We start from the raw sequence: 18,666 nt of genomic DNA, 5'->3' as shown, positions 1-18,666 counted from the left end.
AACATGTGGTGCGCCCAGACGCTCATCGACAGGCCGGCGATGGCGATGGTCGCGGCGACCAGGCCCTTGTAGCCGAAGATCGGCTTGCGGGAGAACGGGTGATCGTTTCGTCGAGCACCGCGCGGCCCGGACGCGACCACACCTCCTCGGCGAAAACCTCCACCTCCACCGGGCCGTCGTACCCGGCGGCGTCGACGGCCTCCCGGAAGCGGCGCAGTTCGACGCTGCCGGTGCCGGGCAGCCCGCGGCCGAGCAGCACTCCGGCCGGCAGCGGCGTCAACCAGTCGGCGACCTGGAAGCAGGCGATCCGGTTCTCCCGTCCGGCCCGGGCGATCTGCGCCCAGACCTGGTCGTCCCACCAGAGGTGGTAGGTGTCGATGACCACGCCGACCGCCGCCGGCGGGTACGGGTCGGCCAGGTCGAGGGCCTGGCCGAGGCTGGCGACCACGCACCGGTCCGAGCAGAACATCGGGTGCAGCGGCTCGACGGCGAGCCGTACGCCCGCGTCGAGGGCGTACGGCACGAGCGCCCCGAGCGCCTCGCCGACGTGGGCCCGGGCGGCGTCGAGGTCCCGGCTGCCCTCGGGCAGGCCGCCGGAGACCAGCACCAGCACCGGGGCGCCGACCGCCGCCGCCTCGTCGATCGCCCGCCGGTTCTCGTCCAGCCAGCCTGGGGCGTTGAAGAAGCCACCCCGGCACAGCGAGGTGACCGTGAGACCGGCGTCACGCACCAGCGCCGCCGCGTCCTGGACGCCGTACGCGGCCAGGTCCTCGCGCCACAGCCCCACCCCGGAGACACCGGCGTCCACGCAGCCCGCCACGAGTTCCGGCAGCGGCCACCGTTTGGTGGTGGCCGAGTTGAGCGCGAACCGCTTCATCGCGTCACTCCCACCGTCGTCATGAACGCACGGGCCCGATGCGCGGCCAGGTCGGCGTCGGGCAGCAGCCCGGCCGCGTCGGCGAGCCGGAGCAGCCGGCCCAGGTGCGCCGGCGAGCGCCCGGACTGGAGGCCGCCGACCATGGTGAAGTGCTCCTGGTGGCCGGCGAGCCAGGCGAGGAAGACGATTCCGGTCTTGTAGTAGAAGGTCGGCGCGCCGAACAGGTGCCGGGCCAGCGGCAGCGTGGGCGCGAGAAGCTGGTCGTACGCCGTCAGGTCACCGGCGTCCAGCGCCCGCAACGCGGCCGCGGCCGGCGGCGCGATCGCGGCCAGCACACCGAGCAGCGCATCGGAGTGGCCGGTGCCGTCGCCGCGGATCAGGGTCGGGTAGTTGAAGTCGTCGCCGGTGTAGAGCCGTACCCCGGCCGGCAGGCGTCGGCGCAACGCGACCTCGAAGTCCTCGTCGAGCAGCGACAGCTTGATGCCGTCGACCTTGCTGGGGTGTGCGCCGATCAGTGCGACGACGGTGTCCGCGGCCCGCGCCGGGTCGGGGTCGCCCCAGTAGCCCGCGAGGGCCGGGTCGAACGCCGGGCCCAGCCAGTGCAGCACGACCGGGCCGGCCGCGTCGGCGAGCAGCCGGCCGTAGATGTCGAGGTAGTCGTCGGCCGACCGGGCCGCCGCGGCGAGGTGCCGGCTGCACATGAGCACCGGCGTCGCGCCGGCGTCCTGCACGTCGGCGAGCTGCTCGGCGTACGCCTTGCGGATCTCGTCGAGCGTGGCCGGGCCGGCCGGCAGCTGGTCGGTGGCGACGCCCGCGCAGATCGCGCCGCCCTCGGCTCGGGCCGCCTGCGCCGAGCGTCGTACCAGCTCACGGGCGCTGGGATAGTCCAGGCCCATGCCGCGCTGGGCGGTGTCCATCGCCTCGGCCACCCCGAAGCCGTGCGACCAGAGGTGCCGCCGGAAGGCGAGCGTCGCGTCCCAGTCCACGGTGGCGGGCGCGCCGGGCACATTCTCCGCGCGCGGATCGGCGACCACGTGCGCGGCGGCGTACGCGATCCGGCTGGTGAAGCGCGCGCCGGGCGTGGCGTGCTCGCGTCCCGCGCCGGACAGGGTGAGGGGCCCGTCGGGCAAGGTGATGCTGGTGGTCACGCCGTCAGCTCCCCGACCTCCACGCGCCGGCCCTCGCGCGCCGACTGCAGGCCGAGTTCGGCCAGTTGCACGCCGCGGGCGCCGGCCCAGAGGTCCCAGGTGTACGGGGCGTCCTCGGCGACGTGCCGCAGGAACATCTCCCACTGCGCCTTGAAGCCGTTGTCGTACACCTCGTTGTCCGGCACCTCCTGCCAGTGGGACCGGAAGTCGTCGGTGGCGGGCAGGTCGGGGTTCCAGACCGGCTTCGGGGTGCTGGCGCGGTGTTGCACGCGGCAGCGGCGCAGCCCGGCCACGGCGCTGCCCTCGGTGCCGTCGACCTGGAACTCCACCAGCTCGTCCCGGTTGACCCGGACCGCCCACGAGGAGTTGACCTGCGCCACGATGCCGCCGTCGAGTTCGAAGATGGCGTACGCGGCATCGTCGGCGGTCGCGTCGTAGGGCTGGCCGTCCTCGTCCCACCGTCGTGGAATGTGGGTGGTGATGTGCGCGGTGACCGCCCGCACCGGGGCGAAGATCTGCTCCAGCACGTAGTGCCAGTGCGGGAACATGTCGACCGCGATGCCGCCGCCGTCGGCGCTGCGGTAGTTCCAGCTCGGGCGCTGCGCCTGCTGCCAGTCGCCCTCGAAGACCCAGTAGCCGAACTCGCCGCGCAGGGAGAGGATCCGGCCGAAGAAGCCGCCCCGCACCAGCCGGTCCAGCTTGCGCAGGCCGGGCAGGAAGAGCTTGTCCTGCACCACGCCGTGCCGTACGCCGGCCGCGTCGGCGGCGCGGGCCAGGTCGACCGCGCCGGACAGGGTGGTGGCGGTCGGCTTCTCGGTGTAGATGTGCTTGCCGGCCGCGATGGCCAGGCCGATCGCCTTCTCCCGCTCGCTGGTCACCTGGGCGTCGAAGTAGATCGAGACGTCCGGGCGGGCCAGTGCCGCGTCGAGGTCGGTGCTCCACTCGGTCAGCCCGTGTCGGGCCGCCACATCGCGCAGCTTGGCCTCGTTGCGCCCGACCAGCACGAGTTCCGGCCAGAGTCGGCCGCCGCCGCTCAGCGGTAGGCCGCCCTGCTCCCGGATCGCCAGCAGGGACCGGACCAGATGCTGCCGGTAGCCCATCCGCCCGGTCACGCCGTTCATCACGATCCCGATCGGAACACGTGCCGTCATGGCCTCACCCTCCAGGTAAGCGTTTTCTTCGGGCACCCGACTTCTCCGGGTGCCGCAAACCTCGTCCCGGTCTCCCAGGTGCCCGGTGTCGGGCGGGGACGGGGCGGCGCTGCCACCGCCCCCGCCGAACCGGCCTCAGGCCGGCGTGCCGGTGATCTTCAGGTGACGCAGGCGGCCGACGTTGTCGAACGAACCGAACCCGACCCGCCCGGAGCCGAACGTGCTGTCCTTCGCGGTCATCAGCGGGTCCTTGCTGCCGTCCACGTACACCGCGATCTCGCCGGTGGCTGGCAGGTGCACGACCCGCACCTTGTGCCAGTCGGCGTCGACGATGGCCGGGTTGGCGCCGCGCGAGCGCCCGTTCCACTGGTAGTCGATGCGCTCACGATCCGCGTTGTTGACCTTGAAGATGCCGTTGTGCGGGTAGATCGTGTTGTCGGTGGAGAGGTGGGCGTAGTAGTACTCCGTGTCCGAACGCCAGCCGAACACGATGATCACGTCCCGGTTGCTGACCTCCACCGGCGTGTCCAGCCGCACCTGCGCCTCGATCTTCACCGACGACCACTGCGGCCCGTCCGTCACGACGGCGTACTCGAACGGCCGGCGCGGACCCGGCCGGCTGACGCCCGCCTCGGCGAGGATCACCTCGTCCTTGTTGAACTGCCACTTCGACGGGGTCACCGGCGTCCAGTCCCGCAGCCCCGAGGGCTTGTTGAGCTTGGTGCGGCCGACGTCGCCGCCGGCGAAGACCCGGGTACCGGTGACCTTCCAGATCTTGCCGTTGGCCTTGGCCAGGATGTACAGCTCGCCGGCGGCGTCGGTGCCGAAGCGCAGGTCGACCCGTTCCGGGCTGCCGGGTGCGCCGGGGGCGGAGAGGTCCTGCATCCGCACCGGGTTGCCGGCCGCGTCGAACAGGGCAAGCTTGTGCAGCGGGGCCAGATCCTCGCCCCGGCGCATCTGCTTGGCCTCGGTGTAGAGGATCTGGCCGTCGACCAGGTCACCGAAGACGTACTTGCCCTTCAGGGCGGGCACGTCCTTGCCTCGGTAGACGAACCCCCCGGCCACCGCGACCCCCACGTCCGAGGTGCAGTTCCACCCGGGAGCGGGGTTGTGGTCGTACGCGGCCACCGGGTACGTGTAGCCGAAGTCCGCGTCGTTCGCCGGCAGCGGGAGAAGCTTGTTGCAGGCGCTCGCCGGCTTGTCGAAGACGAACGCGCCCTCCCGCTCGCTCCAGCCGAAGTTGTCACCGGCACGTACCTCGTAGATCGCCTCGATGGCGTGCTCGCCGATGTGGCCGAGGTACATCCGACCGGTGGCCTTGTCCCAGCTGAACCGGTGCGGGTCGCGGAAGCCCACCGCGTAGATCTCGCCCAGCGCGCCGGCCTGGCCGACGAACGGGTTCGACGACGGGACGCCGTACTGGCCGTTTGCGGAGTCGGTGCCGCGCGGGTCGATGCGCAGCAGCTTGCCGTGCACCATGCCCAGGTTCTGCGGCTCGGTGTTGCGTACCCCGGTGCCGCCGTCACCGACGGCCAGGTACAGCAGCCCGTAGTCGCTGTCCTTGCGCTTCGCGGTCGGGTTGAAGTTGATCTCCTGAACGCCGTGGACCTGGCCGGCGAAGCCGATCCGCAGCACCTCGCGCCGGCTGCCGGCGAACGTGTCGGCGGACGGGTCGGTCGCCGTCCACTCCGTGATGACGCCGTGGAAGATGCTGTTGGCCTGGGCGTAGTCCGGCACCTCGGTGGTCGACGACGCCTGTTCGGTGTGGATGGTGTAGAAGCGGCCGTTCGAGCCGAACTCCGGGTGGAACGCCACGTAGCCGAAGCCCTGGCCGAGGCCGCGGCCGGAGAAGAACTGCGGGGCGAACGTGGCGGCCACGTCGAGGTAGACGTGCGGCACGCCGTCGGAGACCAGGTAGAGGTTGCCGTTGAGGTCCGGTACGGCGCGGCGGCCGGAGCCGTCAGGCAGTTCCATGATCGTGTTGATCCGGGCGGTCCGCATGAGCCGCTGGTCGACCGGGGCCGGGTTGGGGAAGGACTGGGGGAAGCTGGCGTACTCCTCAAGGACCAGGCCGAGCCGGGACTGGGTGGGCATCTCGAGGATCGGGTCGTGGATCGGGTCGGCGGCCTGAGCCGGGCCGGCGGTCAGGGTGGACAGCACGAGGGCGGCGGCGGTGAGCCCGGCGGTCAGCACGGATCTGCGGAGGCTGCCGGTTCTGCGGGTGCTACGCACGCGGTTCTCCTTCTCGGGGGACGGTGCCGAGGGTGGTCAGCGGGCCATGTAGCGGTACTGCTTCTCGACGTCGCTCGCCGAGACCACGCTGTCGAGGAACATCAGTGCGTCCATGCGGCAGTCGCAGGGGTTGCGCTCCAGCGTGTTCTGCGGGAAGCTCCCGCCGATCTTGATGCCCCGGGGGTCGGAGGCGGTGGTCACGTGCGGGCCGGGTCCCGACACGCGCCACGGGTCATCGGTGCGGGTGTAGAAGCCGTCCAGCGGCTTGCCGTTGCGGTAGAGCGCCAACGCGCCGGTGTTGAAGTCGAAGGTGGCGGCGAGGTGCACCCACCTCCCCTTCGGCAGCAGGGTGCGCCAGTCCTCGCTCGCGGCGAAGGTCTGCGAGTTGCCGCCGTCGAGGCGCCGGCCGAGTGCGACCAGGCGCAGCTCCCCGTTGACGTCGATGAGTTCGAGCAGCGCTCGCACGCCGTGGCCGTCGGAGTCGCCGGTCAGGATGCCGGCCAGGCCGATGGCGTTGAACCGGTCGGTCGGGTTGGCGGTGGTGGAGTTGAGTGCCGGGCCATCCATGTCCAGCTTGAACCAGCCCATCACCGTGGTGCCCTGGGTGCCGGCGAACGGGCGCAGGTTCCGGACACCGCTCGCCGACCAGGTGCCGGCCTTCCAGTCGTCGTTGCCGTTCTCGGTGGGGTTGACCTGCCGGGTCTGCAGCGCCTTGCCGCTGCCCGGATAGGCACGGTCGGCCACCCGCATCGCGGCGCCGCCGTTGACGAGTTCGATCTCGGTGCCGGAGCGGCCCTGGTCGCGCTCGAGCGCGGGGTCGCCCTCGACGGGGTGGTCGAAGTCGTAGAACGCGACCAGGTTCGATCGCAGGTGCGGGTGGACGTCGCGCGGGTGGCTCCGGTCCGCCTGGGCGGCGGGTGCTCCGGCGCCCAGCACCATGCCGACCGCCAGTACGGTGGCGGTGGTGACCACGACGCGTCTGGTTCTGGTCATCGCGTACACCTCGTTTCGCGTCTCTCGGGGAGGCGTAACCGCTTTCGTAAGCGCTTACGTGCGTGAACTCAGCTGCTGCGTTTACCTGAGGGGGTTACCGCTTCGGCGAGGCCGTGGGCTCGGCGGGCCGGCCGCCGAGGTAGAGCTCACCGAGTTGGGGGTCGGCCAGCAGCTGCGCCGCCGGCCCGGAGATGTGTACGCGCCCGAGGTCGAGCACGCACCCGAGGTCGGCCGTCTCGAGCGCCCGCCGGGCGTTCTGCTCCACGAGCAGCACCGCCGTGCCGGCGTCGCGCATCCGTACGACCTGTTCGAAGACGGTGCTGGTGGCCTTCGGGTCCAGGCCCATGGACGGCTCGTCCAGCAGCACCACCTTGGGGTTGACCATGAGGGACCGGGCGAACTCGACCTGCTTCTGCTGGCCGCCGGAGAGCAGGCCGGCGAGCGACTCCCAGCGCTGCGCGACCACCGGGAACACGTCCTTGACGAAGGCCGTCCGCTCGGCGATGAGCGCCTTGTCCTTCAACGTGTAGCCGCCCAGCAGCACGTTCTCCGCCACGGTCATCTCACGGAAGACGCTGTGCCCCTGCAGGACGTGCGCGACCCCCGAGGCGAGCATCCGTTGCGGCCCCTGGCCGGTCACGTCCACGCCGCCGACGAGGATCCGCCCGGAACGGGGCTTGAGCAGGCCGCTGGCGACCTTCAGAACGGTCGACTTGCCGGCGCCGTTGGGCCCGACGAGACAGACGATCGTGCCCGCGGGCACCGAGACGGTGAGGCCACGCAGCACCGGCGCGGCGCGCCCGTAGCCGGCCTGGATGTCGACGAGTTCGATTTCAGACGCCAAGGTATGCCCCCAGCACGCGTTCGTCGGAGCGGATGAGCGACGGCGGGCCCTCGGCGATCGGGCGGCCGCGGTCGAACACCACGATGTGGTCACTGACACTCATCACCAGGTCCATGTTGTGCTCGACGATGACGAAGGTCCTCCCCTCGGCGTTGAGCTCGCGGACCAGGGTGCCGATGCGGTCCAGCAGCGCCGGGTTGACCCCGCCGGCCGGCTCGTCGAGCAGCACGGTCTCCGGGTCGCCCATCAGCACGCCAGCGAGTTCCAACAGCTTCTGCTGGCCCCACGACATGTTGCGGGCCTCCACGTCGGCCAGGTGCTCGATGCCGAGGCGGGTCAGCCAGCCCCGGGCCCGGTCCACCTCGCCCCGGGCGCGGGCGCCGCGCAGCAGGCCGGTCAGGCCGGCCGGGCGGACGGCCGCGAGCACGTTGTCCAGCGCGGTCATCCGGGGGAAGACCCGGCACAACTGGAAGGTGCGGCCGACACCGGCGCGGACGATGGCGTGCGGCGCCTTGCGGGTGATGTCCCGCCCGCGGTACGTCGTCTGCCCGCTGTCCGGCCGGATCATCCCGGTGACGCAGTTGAAGAAGGTCGTCTTGCCCGACCCGTTCGGCCCGATCAGCGCGTTGACCTGGCCGGGGCGGAACTCGACGGTGGCACCGTCGAGGGCCACCACGCCGCCGAACGCCTTGGTCAGGCTCTCGGTCGCCAGGCTGCGTACCTCGGTCATGCCAGCACTCCGCTGCGCTCCGTGCCGGCACTTTCCCGGCGCTGATGATTCGGTCGCTGACGCTCCCTCATGGTGTCCCCTCCCCGCGGCCAGCGGATGTCGCGTCGACGGACTCGCGCTCCTGCGCCTCCGCGGCGCGCTGGTCACGCAACTCCGCGGCGGTGACCTCGCGGATGGAACTCTGCGCCGGCCGGAACAGCCGGTTGAGCAGACCGCCGATGGCCGGCAGGACCCCGTCGGGCATGAAGAGCACGACCAGCGCCAGCAGGAGACCGGTCGCGACCAGGTGCAGTTGCGTGTCGCCGAACTCCACCTTGAAGTACTCCAGGGCGACACCGACCACCAGGGCCCCGACCAGCGGACCGAACAGGTTCCGGACGCCGCCGAGCAGCGCCATCAGCACCATGTATGAGCCGGTGAGGATGGAGAACTGGAAGACCGGGTCGAGGTCGCCGAACCAGAGCGCGTAGAGCCCGCCGGCCAGGCCGGTGAAACCCGCCGAGACCACGAAGACCACCAGCTTGTACGCGAACGTCGGGGTGCCCAGCGCCTCCGCCTTGTCCTCGTCCTCCCGGATCGCCTTGAGCCCGAGACCGAACCGCGAGCGGTCGATGAGCCACCAGGCCAGCAGCGCGAGGCCGAGCAGCGCGGCGAAGAGGAAGTAGAAGACCCGGTGGTGCTCCGGGCGCAGCAGCCCGGGGAACGGCCGCGGCACGACCAGCCCCCGCGACCCGCCGGTCAGCGACGCCCAGCTCTGGAAGACCAGCAGCAGGATCAGCACCAGCGCGATGGAGACGATCACGAACGAGGCGCCCCGCACCCGCAGCGCCGCGAAGCCGATCGGCACGGCCAGCGCGGCCACCAGCAGCGCCGCGGCCACCAGGGCCACGAAGCTCGGCAGCCCGGCCTTGGTCACCAGCAGGGCCGTGCCGTAGGCACCCAGCCCGGCCAGGGCACCGTGACCCAGGCTGATGTAGCCGGTGAACCCGCCGACGAAGTTCCACGAGGTGGATAGCACCGCGTAGTTCAGCACCACGATGCCGGCGGAGAGGATGTACGGGTTGGGGGCCAGTGAGGGGAAGGAGAGCACCCCGGCGGCGAGCACCAGGACCAGGGCCACCTGGACGATCCGGCCGACCGGCCGGCGGGCGGATGCCGTCGCTGCCGGGGTGGCACCCGGCGTGGTGGCGGCTGCCGTGGTCTGTTCAGAAGCGCTGGGCAAGGCGACCTCCGAAGAATCCTTGTGGCCGGAAGGCCAGGGTCGCGAACAGGGCGAGGTAGAAGATCGTCTGCGCCCACGTCGTACCCAGCGGGATCTGCAACAGGCTCTGCGCCAGGCCGAGCACCATGGCGGCCATCGCCGCCCCGGGCACGCTGCCGAGGCCGCCCACCACGATGATGGCCATCAGCGGACCGATCCAGTGCCAGTGCAGCGACGGGTAGATGGTGGTGTCGAGGGCGAGGGCCGTGCCGCCCACCGCGGCGGTGGCGAGGCCGATCCCGAAGCCGTACCCGGCGATCCGCTCGGTCTCGATGCCGACCAGGCGCGCGGCGTCGCGGTGCTGAATGGTCGCCCGTAGGGCCCAGCCGAACGTCGTCTTCTTCATCAGCAGGTAGAGGGTGAGCAGCGCGACGGCGGCGAGGCCGAACGCGATCAGCTTGACCACCGCTATCCGGGCCCCGAAGAGGCCGAAGCTCGCCGAGCCGTAGCCGAGCTGGATGCGCCGCTGGGTGCCGGTGAACACGTACCCGAGCAGTCCCTCGATGGTGACGGCGATCGCGAACGTCAACAGCACGGACATCATGGTCAGGGTGACCGGTCGCAGCCGGGCCAGCAGCATCCGTTGCAGCAGCACCCCGAAGCCGAAGAAGAGCGGCACGGTGACGATCATCGACAGCAGCGGGTCGACGCCCAGCCGGGAGTGGGACCACCAGGCGAGGTAGGCGGCGAGGATGAGGAACGCCGAATGGGCGATCATCACGACCCGCATGATTCCGAAGTAGAGGGTCAGGCCCGCCGCCAGGAGGGCGTAGAGCCCTCCCAGCAGCAGACCCAGGATGACGCTCTGGAAGAGCAGGGCACCCGATGGCATCGACGCCTACCAGGCCGGCTTCGGGTAGACGAGGTCGGCCTCCTTGGCGCCGGCCGGCAGCACGATCTTGATCTCGCCGCCCAGCCACTGCTGGATCATGTGAGCGCCCTTCGGCTTACCCGTCTCGTCCCAGGAGAGCGGGCCGACCACCGTCTCGACGGTGTTGTTGCGTACCCACTCCACCAGCTTCTGCTGGCACTCCCCCTGCTCGGCACAGCCGACCGCGGTGACCGCCGCCGCGACGACCTGGCCGGTCGTGTACGCGTTGGCCTCGTCCTCCTCCGGCGCCGAGCCGATCTGCGCGGTGTACTTCTGGACGAACTCCTGGTTGCTGGGGTAGGGCGCGTCCTGCGCGTACCCGGTCGGCGAGAGGATCCCCTCGGTCTTGTTGCCGATCGCCGCGGCGAACTCCGGATTGGTGGGCGCCGTCGAGAAGGCGGCGAGCTTCGGCTGGTACTGCAACTGTTGCAGGGCGACGATCAGGTTCACGCCGTCCTGGTACTGCGAGCCGCCCACCACGATGTCGGCCTTCGAGGCCGCGATCTTCGCGGCGATGCTGCCGAAGTCGGTGGTGTTCGGCGGGTAGACCTCGTTGACCAGCGTGCGGATGCCGGCCGCCTCGAGCTTCTCCTTCAGCCCGTACGCCGTGCCCTGCGCGAACGGGTCGTCCATGGCCGCGTACGCCGCCGTCTTCGGCTTCTGGTCCTCGGGCAGCGCGAGGAGGTACTCGGCCAGGTGGTTGTAGTGGTCGTTGGCCACCGCCGGGGCGGCGTAGAACAGGTTCTTGAACCCCTGCTCGAAGACCTCCTTCGCCGCGCCCGCGGGCTCGACGAAGAGCATGCCGTACTCCTCGGCGACCCGGGCCGCCGGCACGACGAGGCGGGTCGAGAACGGGCCCACCACGAGGTCGACCTGGTCCTGGCCGATCAGCTGCTCGTAGTCGGCGACCACCCGGTCGGCATTGGACTGGTCGTCGAGGATCTTGAGTTCGACCTGGCGGCCCAGCAGGCCACCGTTCTCGTTGGTGATCTTTGCCCAGGCTTCGTACCCGCGCTGGACACCCTTGCCGGGCTCGGAGAAGTCTCCGGTCAGCGGGAGGGAGATCCCGATCACGATCGGCCCGTCGGCGGCCGATTCACCGCTGTCACCACCGCAGGCACCCAGCGCCAGCGTCATCGTCACACCGAGGGCTGTCATCCACTGCATTCGCCTGTAACGGGTTGTCATCCCGTACGCTCCTTTGCCGGGACGGAAGCGCTTACGAAAGCGCTTTCGTAGCCTAAGCTGTGTCCCGAATCACTGGCAAGAGTTTGAATACATGGATGTTTCACAGGAGTTGCCGATGCCCAAGCCTGGCACCAGGCTGCGCCTCATCGACGTGGCCGAACGCGCCGGGGTCTCGCTGGCCACCGCGTCCCGCTCGCTCGCGGGCCGGGAGGGCGTCAGCGAGGAGGTTGCCGATCGGGTCCGACAGGTGGCGCGGGAACTCGGGTACGTCGCCAACCCGTACGCGCGCACCCTGGCCGGCGGCGCAAGCTCCACAGTGGGGCTGGTCGTGCACCAGGTCGACGACCCCTACTTCGCCGAGATCGCCAGCGGGGTCATCGAGATCGCCGCCGAGGAGGGTCTGCTGGTGCAGATCTGCCACTCCGGTCGCGATCCCGACGCCGAACTGCGGCAACTGCGCCACCTCATCGCGCAGCGGGTGGGGATCATCCTCATCGCCGGCTCCGGCTACAACGACCCCCGCGTGGAGGCGGAGGCACGGGCCGAGCTGTCGGAGTTCCAGAGCCAGGGCGGACGGGTCGCCGTCATCGGCCGCCACGCCCTCGGCGTCGACGCGGTCCTACCCGACAACGAGGCCGGCAGCCGCGCGCTCGCCGGACACCTGCTGGACCTCGGGCACCGGCACATCGCGATCGCCGCCGGCAAGGAAGGGCTCACCACCATCACCGACCGGATCGCCGGGGTCTCGTCCGCCCTGCAACAACGCGGGCTCACCCTGGACAGCATCCCCATCGTGCACAGCGACTTCACCCGCGGCGGCGGCCGGATGGCCGCCGAGCAGATCCTCTGCGACCACCCGGAGACGACCGCGATCATCGCCCTCAACGACGCGATGGCGATGGGCGTCCTGTCCACGCTGCGCGCGCACCACATCGCCGTACCCGAGCAGATGTCGGTCGTCGGGTTCGACGACGTCTCCGTCGCCGCCGACCTCGCCCCCAGCCTCACCACCATCCGGCTACCGATGACCGACATGGGTCGGATGGCGCTCAGCCTCGCGCTCAAGCCACGATCCGCCCGGCCACGACGCCGGCCGACCGGTCACCTGCTGGTGGTACGCGACTCGACCGGGCCCGCCCCGAGCCGCTGAGCGGCGGAGCGGTGGGCCACGAGTGAGGGCTGCCTGCCGAACTCGGCGAACCACCTGCCGTCGTGCCGGAACACCTCTCGTACCACCAGCCCGGCATCTCGGCTCAGCGCGGCCACCGCGTCCACCCCGACTCGGGCCCACCGGAACCGGGCAGCCGGCGTGGGACCCGACGCCGGGGCGGCGCGTACCCACGCGTGGCCCTGCCACAGCCCGACACCGCCGGGCTCGATCTCGGTGATCACCGTCCCGCCCACCCGCACCAGGCCACCGCAGCGGCGCAGCAGCGCGGCCGGGTCGCCGCCGATGCCGATGTTGCCGTCGACCAGCAGCACGTGCGTCCACCAGCCCTCGCGCGGCAGCGCAGAGAAGACGCAGCGGTGCACGGCGGCGGCACCCCGGGCCCGGGTGAGCCGGACCGCGTGGGCGGAGATGTCCACCCCGAGCGCGGTCAACCCCGCGCGGGCCAGGGCTGCCGTCAACCGGCCGGGGCCGCAGCCGACATCCAGGGCGGGGCCGGCGCAGCGCGCGACGACCGCACGCAGCGCATCCTCGGCCTCGCCGTGCCATCGGCTGACCGGCAGCGGGCTGATCCGCCCGTCGCTGCACACCAGCCAGCGCGGGGTCAGCGGCTCCCGCAGCGCGGAACCGAACCCGCCGTCCGGCCCCGGCCGCGATCCCGCCCGGACGGTGGCCCGACCGCCGACGGTCACCGCTGGTGCCGCCCCGCCGCCGCGAACTCCGTGGTCGGGACGCCACCGGCCGCGGTGACCGCCCAGGCGAATCGGCTGCCCGGTACGGCCTCGGCCACCGCGAGGGCGTCGGACCAGTCGTCCACGTCCCGCAACCGGGGCAGCGGCACGGCGCGCAGCCCTTGCCCGGCGAACACCGCCCGGGTCAGCCGGGCGGTCCGCGGCGTCGACATCGGCACCGCGCGCAGCACGGCGGCTCGCCGGGGGTCGCGCAGGCCCAACGCCCACCAGCCGCCGTCGGTGGCGCCGCCGAGCACCACCTCGGCCCGCGTCAGCCGCCGCGTCGCCGCGCCGAGCAGGGCGGTGGTCAGTTGCGGGGTGTCCATGCCGATCTGGAGCACCGGCCGCCCCGGGTACGCCTGCGCCACGTCGGCGTGGGCGTGGGCGAGCCGGGTCGCCAGATCGTCGCCGCGCTGCGGCAGCACCAGCCAGCCCGCGGCAGCAGCGGTGAGGTCGGCGGCGTCCGCGCCGTCGCCGAGCCGGCCGGCCAGGGCGAGCACCGGCGTCACACCGGGGGTGGCGCGGACCGTCGCCATCGTGTCGTGCAGGGCCGCGGCGGCGATCCGGGCGGCCTGCTCCGGTGTCGCGGGCGGGCAGAGCCGGGTCTTCACGGCCCCGGGCACGGGGGCCTTGGCCACCACCAGCAGGACGGTCACCGGCGACCGTCCACGGTGCGCAGCACGGTGGCGAAGTCGCGGGTGGCGCGGAGGGTGCCGCGTACCGAGCCGGACACCTTGGAGCGGGTGCCGGCGGCCCGCGGGGCGTAGGCCACGTCCAGCTCGACGATCCGCCAGCCGGCGGCGGCGGCGCGGATCAGCAGCTCCAGCGGGTAGCCGAAGGCTCGGTCGGCGACACCAAGATCGAGTAACCTCTGCCGGTGCGCGACCCGGATCGGACTGATGTCGCGCAGCGGCACGCCCCGCTGCCGCAGTAGCGCGGCGACCAGGGCGGTGCCGGCCCGGGCGTGCCACGGCCACGCGCCCGGACGGATCGGGCGGCGGCGGCCGACCGCGAGCTCGGCGACGCCGGTGGCCACCGGGTCGGCAAGGGCGGGCAGTGCCGCCGGATCGAAGGAGCCGTCGGCGTCGAGTACGCAGACCAGGTCCGTCTCGGCGGCCTCGATGCCGGTGTGCACCGCCGCGCCGTAGCCTCGTCGTGGCTCACGCACCACCCGGGCGCCGTGTCGCGCGGCCACCTCCGGAGAGCCGTCCCGGGAGCCGTTGTCGACCACTATCGCCCGGTAGCCGGGCGGCAGCGCCCGCAGGACGCCGGGCAGCGCGGCGGCCTCGTCGATGCAGGGCAGCACCACGTCGATCGGTGTCGGCATGCGATCACGCTAGGCCGGTGACTGTCGGGGTATGAGCAGATCGAGGTGCTATGAACCGAAAGGTAGTGCTTGTTACCGTCAGGTGACGAGACCGCGACCTCGCTGACGACGGCGTCCGACCCGCGTACGGTCCGGGTCGTCATGACCGGAACCGTCCTTTCGCGCCACGCGCCGTCGCCGCACCGACACACCCGGCACCGGGGCGACCTGGTCGTGCTCGGCGTCGAGGCGGTGCTGCTGGTCGCCGCGGTGGTGGTCGGGGCCGTGCTGAACCAGCGGGGAGCGGACCTCTACGCCGACGCGGCACCGCTCTACGCCGCCTGGTCGCCGCACGTCGGCTGGGGCACCCCGGCCGCCGTACTGATCGCCGTCGCCGTCGTCGGGCCGGGGAGCCGCTGGGCGCGGAAGGCCCGCCGGGGTCCACTGCTGGCCGTCTCGTGGCTCGCCGCGGTGGCCTGGACGCTGTCGCTGGCGCTCGTGGACGGCTGGTCGGCCGGGCTGACCCGCCGACTCACCGTGCAGGCCGAATACCTGCACGAGGTGCCGGGAGTCACCGACATCGCCGGCATGCTCGCCGGCTTCGCCGACCGCATCCTCGACTTCCAGCCGGACTCCTGGTCCACCCACACCGCCGGGCATCCACCCGGCGCGCTGCTGATCTTCGTCTGGCTCGACCGGATCGGCCTCGGCGGCGGCACCGCGGCGGCCTTGGCCTGCGTCCTGGTCGGGACGTCGGTCGTGGTCTGGGTACCGCTCACCCTCTGGCGACTGAACGCGCCGACCGCGGCTCGGGCCGTGCTGCCGTACCTGGTGCTGCTGCCGGGGGCGGTCTGGGTGGGCGCCTCCGGCGACGGAATCTTCGCCGGCGTGGTCGCCGCCGGGCTGGCCCTCCTGGCGGCCCGACGACTGGCCGGGGTCCTCGCCGGGGGTCTGCTCCTCGGCTACGCGCTGTTCCTGTCGTACGGGTTCGTCCTGGTCGCACCGCTCGCCCTGGCCGTGCTGACGCTGCGCCGCGAGCGACGCCTCGCCGCACTGCTCGTCGGCGCGGCCGGGGTCGCGGTGGTGGCGGCGGCGTTCAGCCTCGCCGGCTTCCACTGGTGGGAGGGGTACGCCCGGGTGGTCGACCGCTACTACCAGGGGTGGGCGGCCGAACGCCCGTACGGCTACTGGGTCTGGGCGAACCTGGCCGCGCTGCTGCTCTCCGCCGGCCCGGTGCTGGGGCCGGCGCTGCGCCGCGCCCTGGTCGCCGCGCGCCCGAATTGGCGTACCCCGATGGCGCCCCGACCGGACGGCGCACCGCCCCGGTCACCGGCGGGGCGGCTGGTCCAGCGGATCCACGGGCTCGGTCCGGCGGTGCTGCTGCCGGCCGCCGCCGCGCTGGCGGTGGTCGCGGCGGACCTGTCCGGGATGAGCAAGGCCGAGGTGGAACGCATCTGGTTGCCCTTCACGGTCTGGCTGCTCGTCGCCACCGCCTATCTTCCGGAGCCGACCCGTCGCTGGTGGCTCGCCGGTCAGGCACTCACCGCCCTCGCCGTCAACCACCTGCTCTTCACGGTCTCCTGACCCGCCGCCGGTCAGGCGGGCACGGCGGCGGGCTCCCGCAACGGGTCGGTGGCGAAGGCGGTCACCCCGTCGAGGAAGCCGACCCGCGCGGTGTAGCCGAGCCCCTCCGTGGCGCGGCTCGGATCGGCGGTCACGTGTCGCACGTCGGTCGCCCGCGCGCCGCCGACCACCACCGGCTGCGGGCCACCCATCGCCGCCGCGAGCGCGGTGGCCAGTTCACCGACCGTACGGGGCTCGCCGGAACAGACGTTGACCGGAACCATGCCCTGCGGGACGGGTGCGGTCAGCGCCAGCAGGTTGGCCCGGGCGATGTCGGTGACGTGCACGAAGTCACGCAACTGCCGGCCGTCCTCGTACACCCGGGGCGGCTGCCCGGCGGCCAGGGCCGAGCGGAAGATCGACGCCACCCCGGCGTACGGGGTGTCGCGGGGCATCCGCGGGCCGTAGACGTTGTGGTAGCGCAGCGCCCAGCCTCCGCCGCCGGTCTGCCGGGCCCAGGCGGCGGCCAGGTGTTCCTGGGCGAGCTTGCTCGCCGCGTAGGTGCTGCGCGGGTCCGCCGGGGCGTCCTCGGGGACCGGCTGCGGCGCAAGCGTACGGCCACACGCCGGGCAGGTGGGGTCGTACCGCTGGGCGGCCAGGTCGGCGGCGGCGCGCGGAAGTGGCCGGACCGCGCCGTGCCGGCCGCACCGGTAGCGCCCCTCCCCGTACACGACCATCGAGCTGGCCAGGACCAGGCGGGTCACCCCGGCCCGGTGCATGGCTGCCAGCAGCACGGCGGTGCCGTGGTCGTTGTGGCTCGCGTACTCCGGGGCGTCTGACGGGTCCATCCCGTGGCCGACCATGGCGGCCTGATGGCAGACCGCGTCCACCCCGTCGAGCAACCGGTCGAGCAGGGACGCGTCGCGGACGTCGCCGATCACCGGGTCGTGCCGGTGGGACCAGGGCGGCAGGCCACCGCCGTGCGCCTGCGGCAGCAACGCGTCCACGCAGCGCACCTCGTGCCCCTCGTCGACCAGTAGGTCGGCGACGTGCGATCCGATGAAACCGGCAGCGCCGGTGACCAGTACCCGCATTCCGGTCAGGCTAGGGCAGCGCGTCCGCCCATTTTTCCGATATGGCCGATTCGAGCCGGTGGGCTGGCGCGTTGAGCCCTACCGGGAGCGGTCGGCCTGGCCCGACCGCCCGCCAGTCCGATGCGGAAACGACAGGAGGCCCGACGATCACTGGTCGAGACCCCGGCGCGGCCGAGCTCGGCACGTCGCGGGACGTACCGGCGTTCCCCCGGCGGTTGTGGCGTGCGCTGGACCGGCATCCCCCGCCCGGCGCCCTGGCGATCGGCCGCCGCTGGCGCAGTCCGCTGCGCGGGCCCTGGCTGACGTCGGTCTTCGGGCTGGTGTTGCTGATCGGCCTGCCAATCGTGATCATCACCGGGCTGCTCGACTACGCCGCGTACGCGCCCCAGTTCGGTCAGGCGCTCCCCCGGGACGTGGGCTGGCTGCGCCCACCGCCGTTCGAGTGGCCCACCCGACCGGCCTGGCTGTTCCGAGTCAGCCAGGGGCTGCACGTGATCCTCGGCATCGTCCTCGTCCCCGTGGTGCTGGCCAAGCTCTGGTCGGTGATTCCCAAGCTGTTCGCCTGGCCACCGGTCCGGTCGACGGCGCAACTGCTGGAACGGCTCTCCCTGCTGCTGCTGGTCGGCGGCATCCTGTTCCAGATCGCCACCGGCCTGCTCAACGTCCAGTACGCCTACCTGTTCGGCTTCGACTTCTACACCGCGCACTACTTCGGTGGCTGGGTGTTCATCGCCGCGTTCGTCGCCCACGTCGCGCTGAAGCTGCCCCGGATGATCTCGGCCCTGCGGTCCCGTCCCTTCCTCGCCGAGTTCCGCCGGGGACCGGACGACACCCGGCCGGAGCCACCGGATCCCGACGATCTGGTGGCGCCCCGACCGGGCCCGGCGACGGTCAGCCGACGTGGCGCGTTGACCCTGGTGGGAGGGCTTTCCCTGCTCCTCGGCGGGTTGACCGTCGGACAGACCATGGACGGCCCGCTGCGCCGCACCGCGCTACTGATGCCGCGCGGCCGGCAGCCGGGCACCGGGCCGAACGGCTTCCCCGTCAACCGGTCCGCCGCCGCGGCCGGTGTCACCCAGGAGCGGACCGGACCAGGGTGGCGACTCACCCTCGCCGCCGCCGGCCGGACGGTCACCCTCGACCGGCAGCAGCTGCTCGCCCTGCCGCAGCACACCGCGACCCTGCCCATCGCCTGCGTCGAGGGCTGGTCGACCTTGCAGACCTGGACGGGCGTACGGCTTCGCGACCTGGCCGCCATCGCCGGCGCCGGGGAACCGGCGTCGGCACTGGTGCGCTCGCTGGAACGGGCTGGCCTGTTCAACCAGGCGCAGTTGCAGTCCAACCAGATCCTGGACCCGGACTCCCTGCTGGCGCTCAAGGTCAACGGTGTCGACCTGGCCCTTGACCACGGATACCCGGCCCGGGTCATCGTGCCCGCGCTGCCCGGCGTGCACTGCACCAAGTGGGTCGCCACCATCGATTTCCGGACCACCGCCGGTGGCTAGGTCA

General features: G+C 72.2%; 16 protein-coding genes and 2 pseudogenes. 3 read left to right on the top strand and 15 right to left on the bottom strand.

The window, feature by feature from the left end:
- The 11 genes and pseudogenes from AB0M52_RS13420 to AB0M52_RS13370 all read right to left on the bottom strand — a co-directional run.
- Positions 1-98: pseudogene (locus AB0M52_RS13420) on the bottom strand (cbb3-type cytochrome c oxidase subunit I); the annotation flags it as partial.
- A 14-nt stretch (positions 99-112) separates the two neighbouring features.
- A pseudogene (locus tag AB0M52_RS13415) lies at positions 113-877 on the bottom strand (sugar phosphate isomerase/epimerase family protein); the annotation flags it as partial.
- Positions 874-1,986 carry a dihydrodipicolinate synthase family protein gene (locus AB0M52_RS13410; RefSeq protein ID WP_363952924.1) on the bottom strand — a complete coding sequence of 371 codons (1,113 nt, stop codon included), beginning with the start codon at positions 1,984-1,986 and terminating at the stop codon, positions 874-876. The pseudogene AB0M52_RS13415 and the gene AB0M52_RS13410, both read right to left, overlap by 4 nt.
- A 35-nt stretch (positions 1,987-2,021) precedes the next feature.
- Positions 2,022-3,176: a Gfo/Idh/MocA family oxidoreductase gene (locus AB0M52_RS13405; RefSeq protein WP_363952919.1), complete on the bottom strand. Its 1,155-nt coding sequence runs from the start codon at positions 3,174-3,176 to the stop codon at positions 2,022-2,024.
- Between the two features lie 135 nt (positions 3,177-3,311).
- Positions 3,312-5,408, bottom strand: coding sequence for a PQQ-dependent sugar dehydrogenase (locus tag AB0M52_RS13400; RefSeq protein ID WP_363952917.1), 2,097 nt, complete (start codon positions 5,406-5,408; stop codon positions 3,312-3,314).
- A gap of 36 nt (positions 5,409-5,444) precedes the next feature.
- Complete coding sequence (locus AB0M52_RS13395) at positions 5,445-6,401, bottom strand: hypothetical protein (protein WP_363952915.1); 957 nt, start codon at positions 6,399-6,401, stop codon at positions 5,445-5,447.
- Positions 6,402-6,495: 94 nt separating this feature from the next.
- Positions 6,496-7,245, bottom strand: a complete 750-nt coding sequence (locus AB0M52_RS13390) for an ABC transporter ATP-binding protein (protein WP_363952913.1) — start codon at positions 7,243-7,245, stop codon at positions 6,496-6,498.
- Positions 7,235-7,975 (bottom strand): ABC transporter ATP-binding protein, encoded by a 741-nt coding sequence (locus AB0M52_RS13385; RefSeq protein ID WP_363952911.1) that lies wholly within the window; start codon positions 7,973-7,975, stop codon positions 7,235-7,237. Before AB0M52_RS13385 ends, AB0M52_RS13390 begins: the two co-directional genes overlap by 11 nt.
- Positions 7,976-8,042: 67 nt before the next feature.
- Positions 8,043-9,197 carry a branched-chain amino acid ABC transporter permease gene (locus AB0M52_RS13380; protein WP_363952909.1) on the bottom strand — a complete coding sequence of 385 codons (1,155 nt, stop codon included), beginning with the start codon at positions 9,195-9,197 and terminating at the stop codon, positions 8,043-8,045.
- Entirely contained in the window at positions 9,181-10,068 is an 888-nt protein-coding gene (locus AB0M52_RS13375) for a branched-chain amino acid ABC transporter permease (RefSeq protein ID WP_363952907.1), read from the bottom strand. The genes AB0M52_RS13380 and AB0M52_RS13375 overlap by 17 nt, the downstream gene beginning before the upstream one ends.
- Before the next feature lie 6 nt (positions 10,069-10,074).
- On the bottom strand, positions 10,075-11,265 hold the full coding sequence (locus AB0M52_RS13370) for an amino acid ABC transporter substrate-binding protein (RefSeq protein ID WP_363952905.1): 1,191 nt from the start codon (positions 11,263-11,265) through the stop codon (positions 10,075-10,077).
- 145 nt (positions 11,266-11,410) lie between these two features.
- Here AB0M52_RS13370 and AB0M52_RS13365 point away from each other — a divergent pair, with 145 nt between their 5' ends.
- Positions 11,411-12,445: a LacI family DNA-binding transcriptional regulator gene (locus AB0M52_RS13365; protein WP_363952903.1), complete on the top strand. Its 1,035-nt coding sequence runs from the start codon at positions 11,411-11,413 to the stop codon at positions 12,443-12,445.
- On the opposite strand, the gene AB0M52_RS13360 is transcribed toward AB0M52_RS13365, so the two are convergent.
- The 3 genes from AB0M52_RS13360 to AB0M52_RS13350 form a co-directional block, all read right to left on the bottom strand.
- A complete protein-coding gene (locus tag AB0M52_RS13360) occupies positions 12,397-13,083 on the bottom strand; it encodes a methyltransferase domain-containing protein (RefSeq protein ID WP_363952923.1) in 687 nt (228 codons plus the stop codon). The genes AB0M52_RS13365 and AB0M52_RS13360 overlap by 49 nt on opposite strands.
- Before the next feature lie 68 nt (positions 13,084-13,151).
- Positions 13,152-13,850: a DUF2064 domain-containing protein gene (locus AB0M52_RS13355; RefSeq protein ID WP_363952901.1), complete on the bottom strand. Its 699-nt coding sequence runs from the start codon at positions 13,848-13,850 to the stop codon at positions 13,152-13,154.
- Positions 13,847-14,521, bottom strand: coding sequence for a glycosyltransferase family 2 protein (locus AB0M52_RS13350; protein ID WP_363952899.1), 675 nt, complete (start codon positions 14,519-14,521; stop codon positions 13,847-13,849). Before AB0M52_RS13350 ends, AB0M52_RS13355 begins: the two co-directional genes overlap by 4 nt.
- 141 nt (positions 14,522-14,662) lie before the next feature.
- Here AB0M52_RS13350 and AB0M52_RS13345 point away from each other — a divergent pair, with 141 nt between their 5' ends.
- Positions 14,663-16,084, top strand: a complete 1,422-nt coding sequence (locus AB0M52_RS13345; RefSeq protein WP_363952897.1) for a hypothetical protein — start codon at positions 14,663-14,665, stop codon at positions 16,082-16,084.
- Positions 16,085-16,095: 11 nt separating this feature from the next.
- On the opposite strand, the gene AB0M52_RS13340 is transcribed toward AB0M52_RS13345, so the two are convergent.
- On the bottom strand, positions 16,096-17,157 hold the full coding sequence (locus tag AB0M52_RS13340; RefSeq protein ID WP_363952895.1) for an NAD-dependent epimerase/dehydratase family protein: 1,062 nt from the start codon (positions 17,155-17,157) through the stop codon (positions 16,096-16,098).
- Between the two features lie 146 nt (positions 17,158-17,303).
- Between AB0M52_RS13340 and AB0M52_RS13335 the strand changes: the two genes are divergently transcribed.
- Entirely contained in the window at positions 17,304-18,662 is a 1,359-nt protein-coding gene (locus tag AB0M52_RS13335; protein WP_363952921.1) for a molybdopterin-dependent oxidoreductase, read from the top strand.
- Positions 18,663-18,666 lie beyond the last annotated feature (4 nt).

The sequence above is a fragment of the Micromonospora sp. NPDC051296 genome (assembly GCF_040682255.1).
Classification (GTDB): Bacteria; Actinomycetota; Actinomycetes; order Mycobacteriales; family Micromonosporaceae; genus Micromonospora; species Micromonospora craterilacus.
Note: the sequence above shows the minus strand (reverse complement) of the source record. Positions and strands in the feature narration are given on the sequence as shown.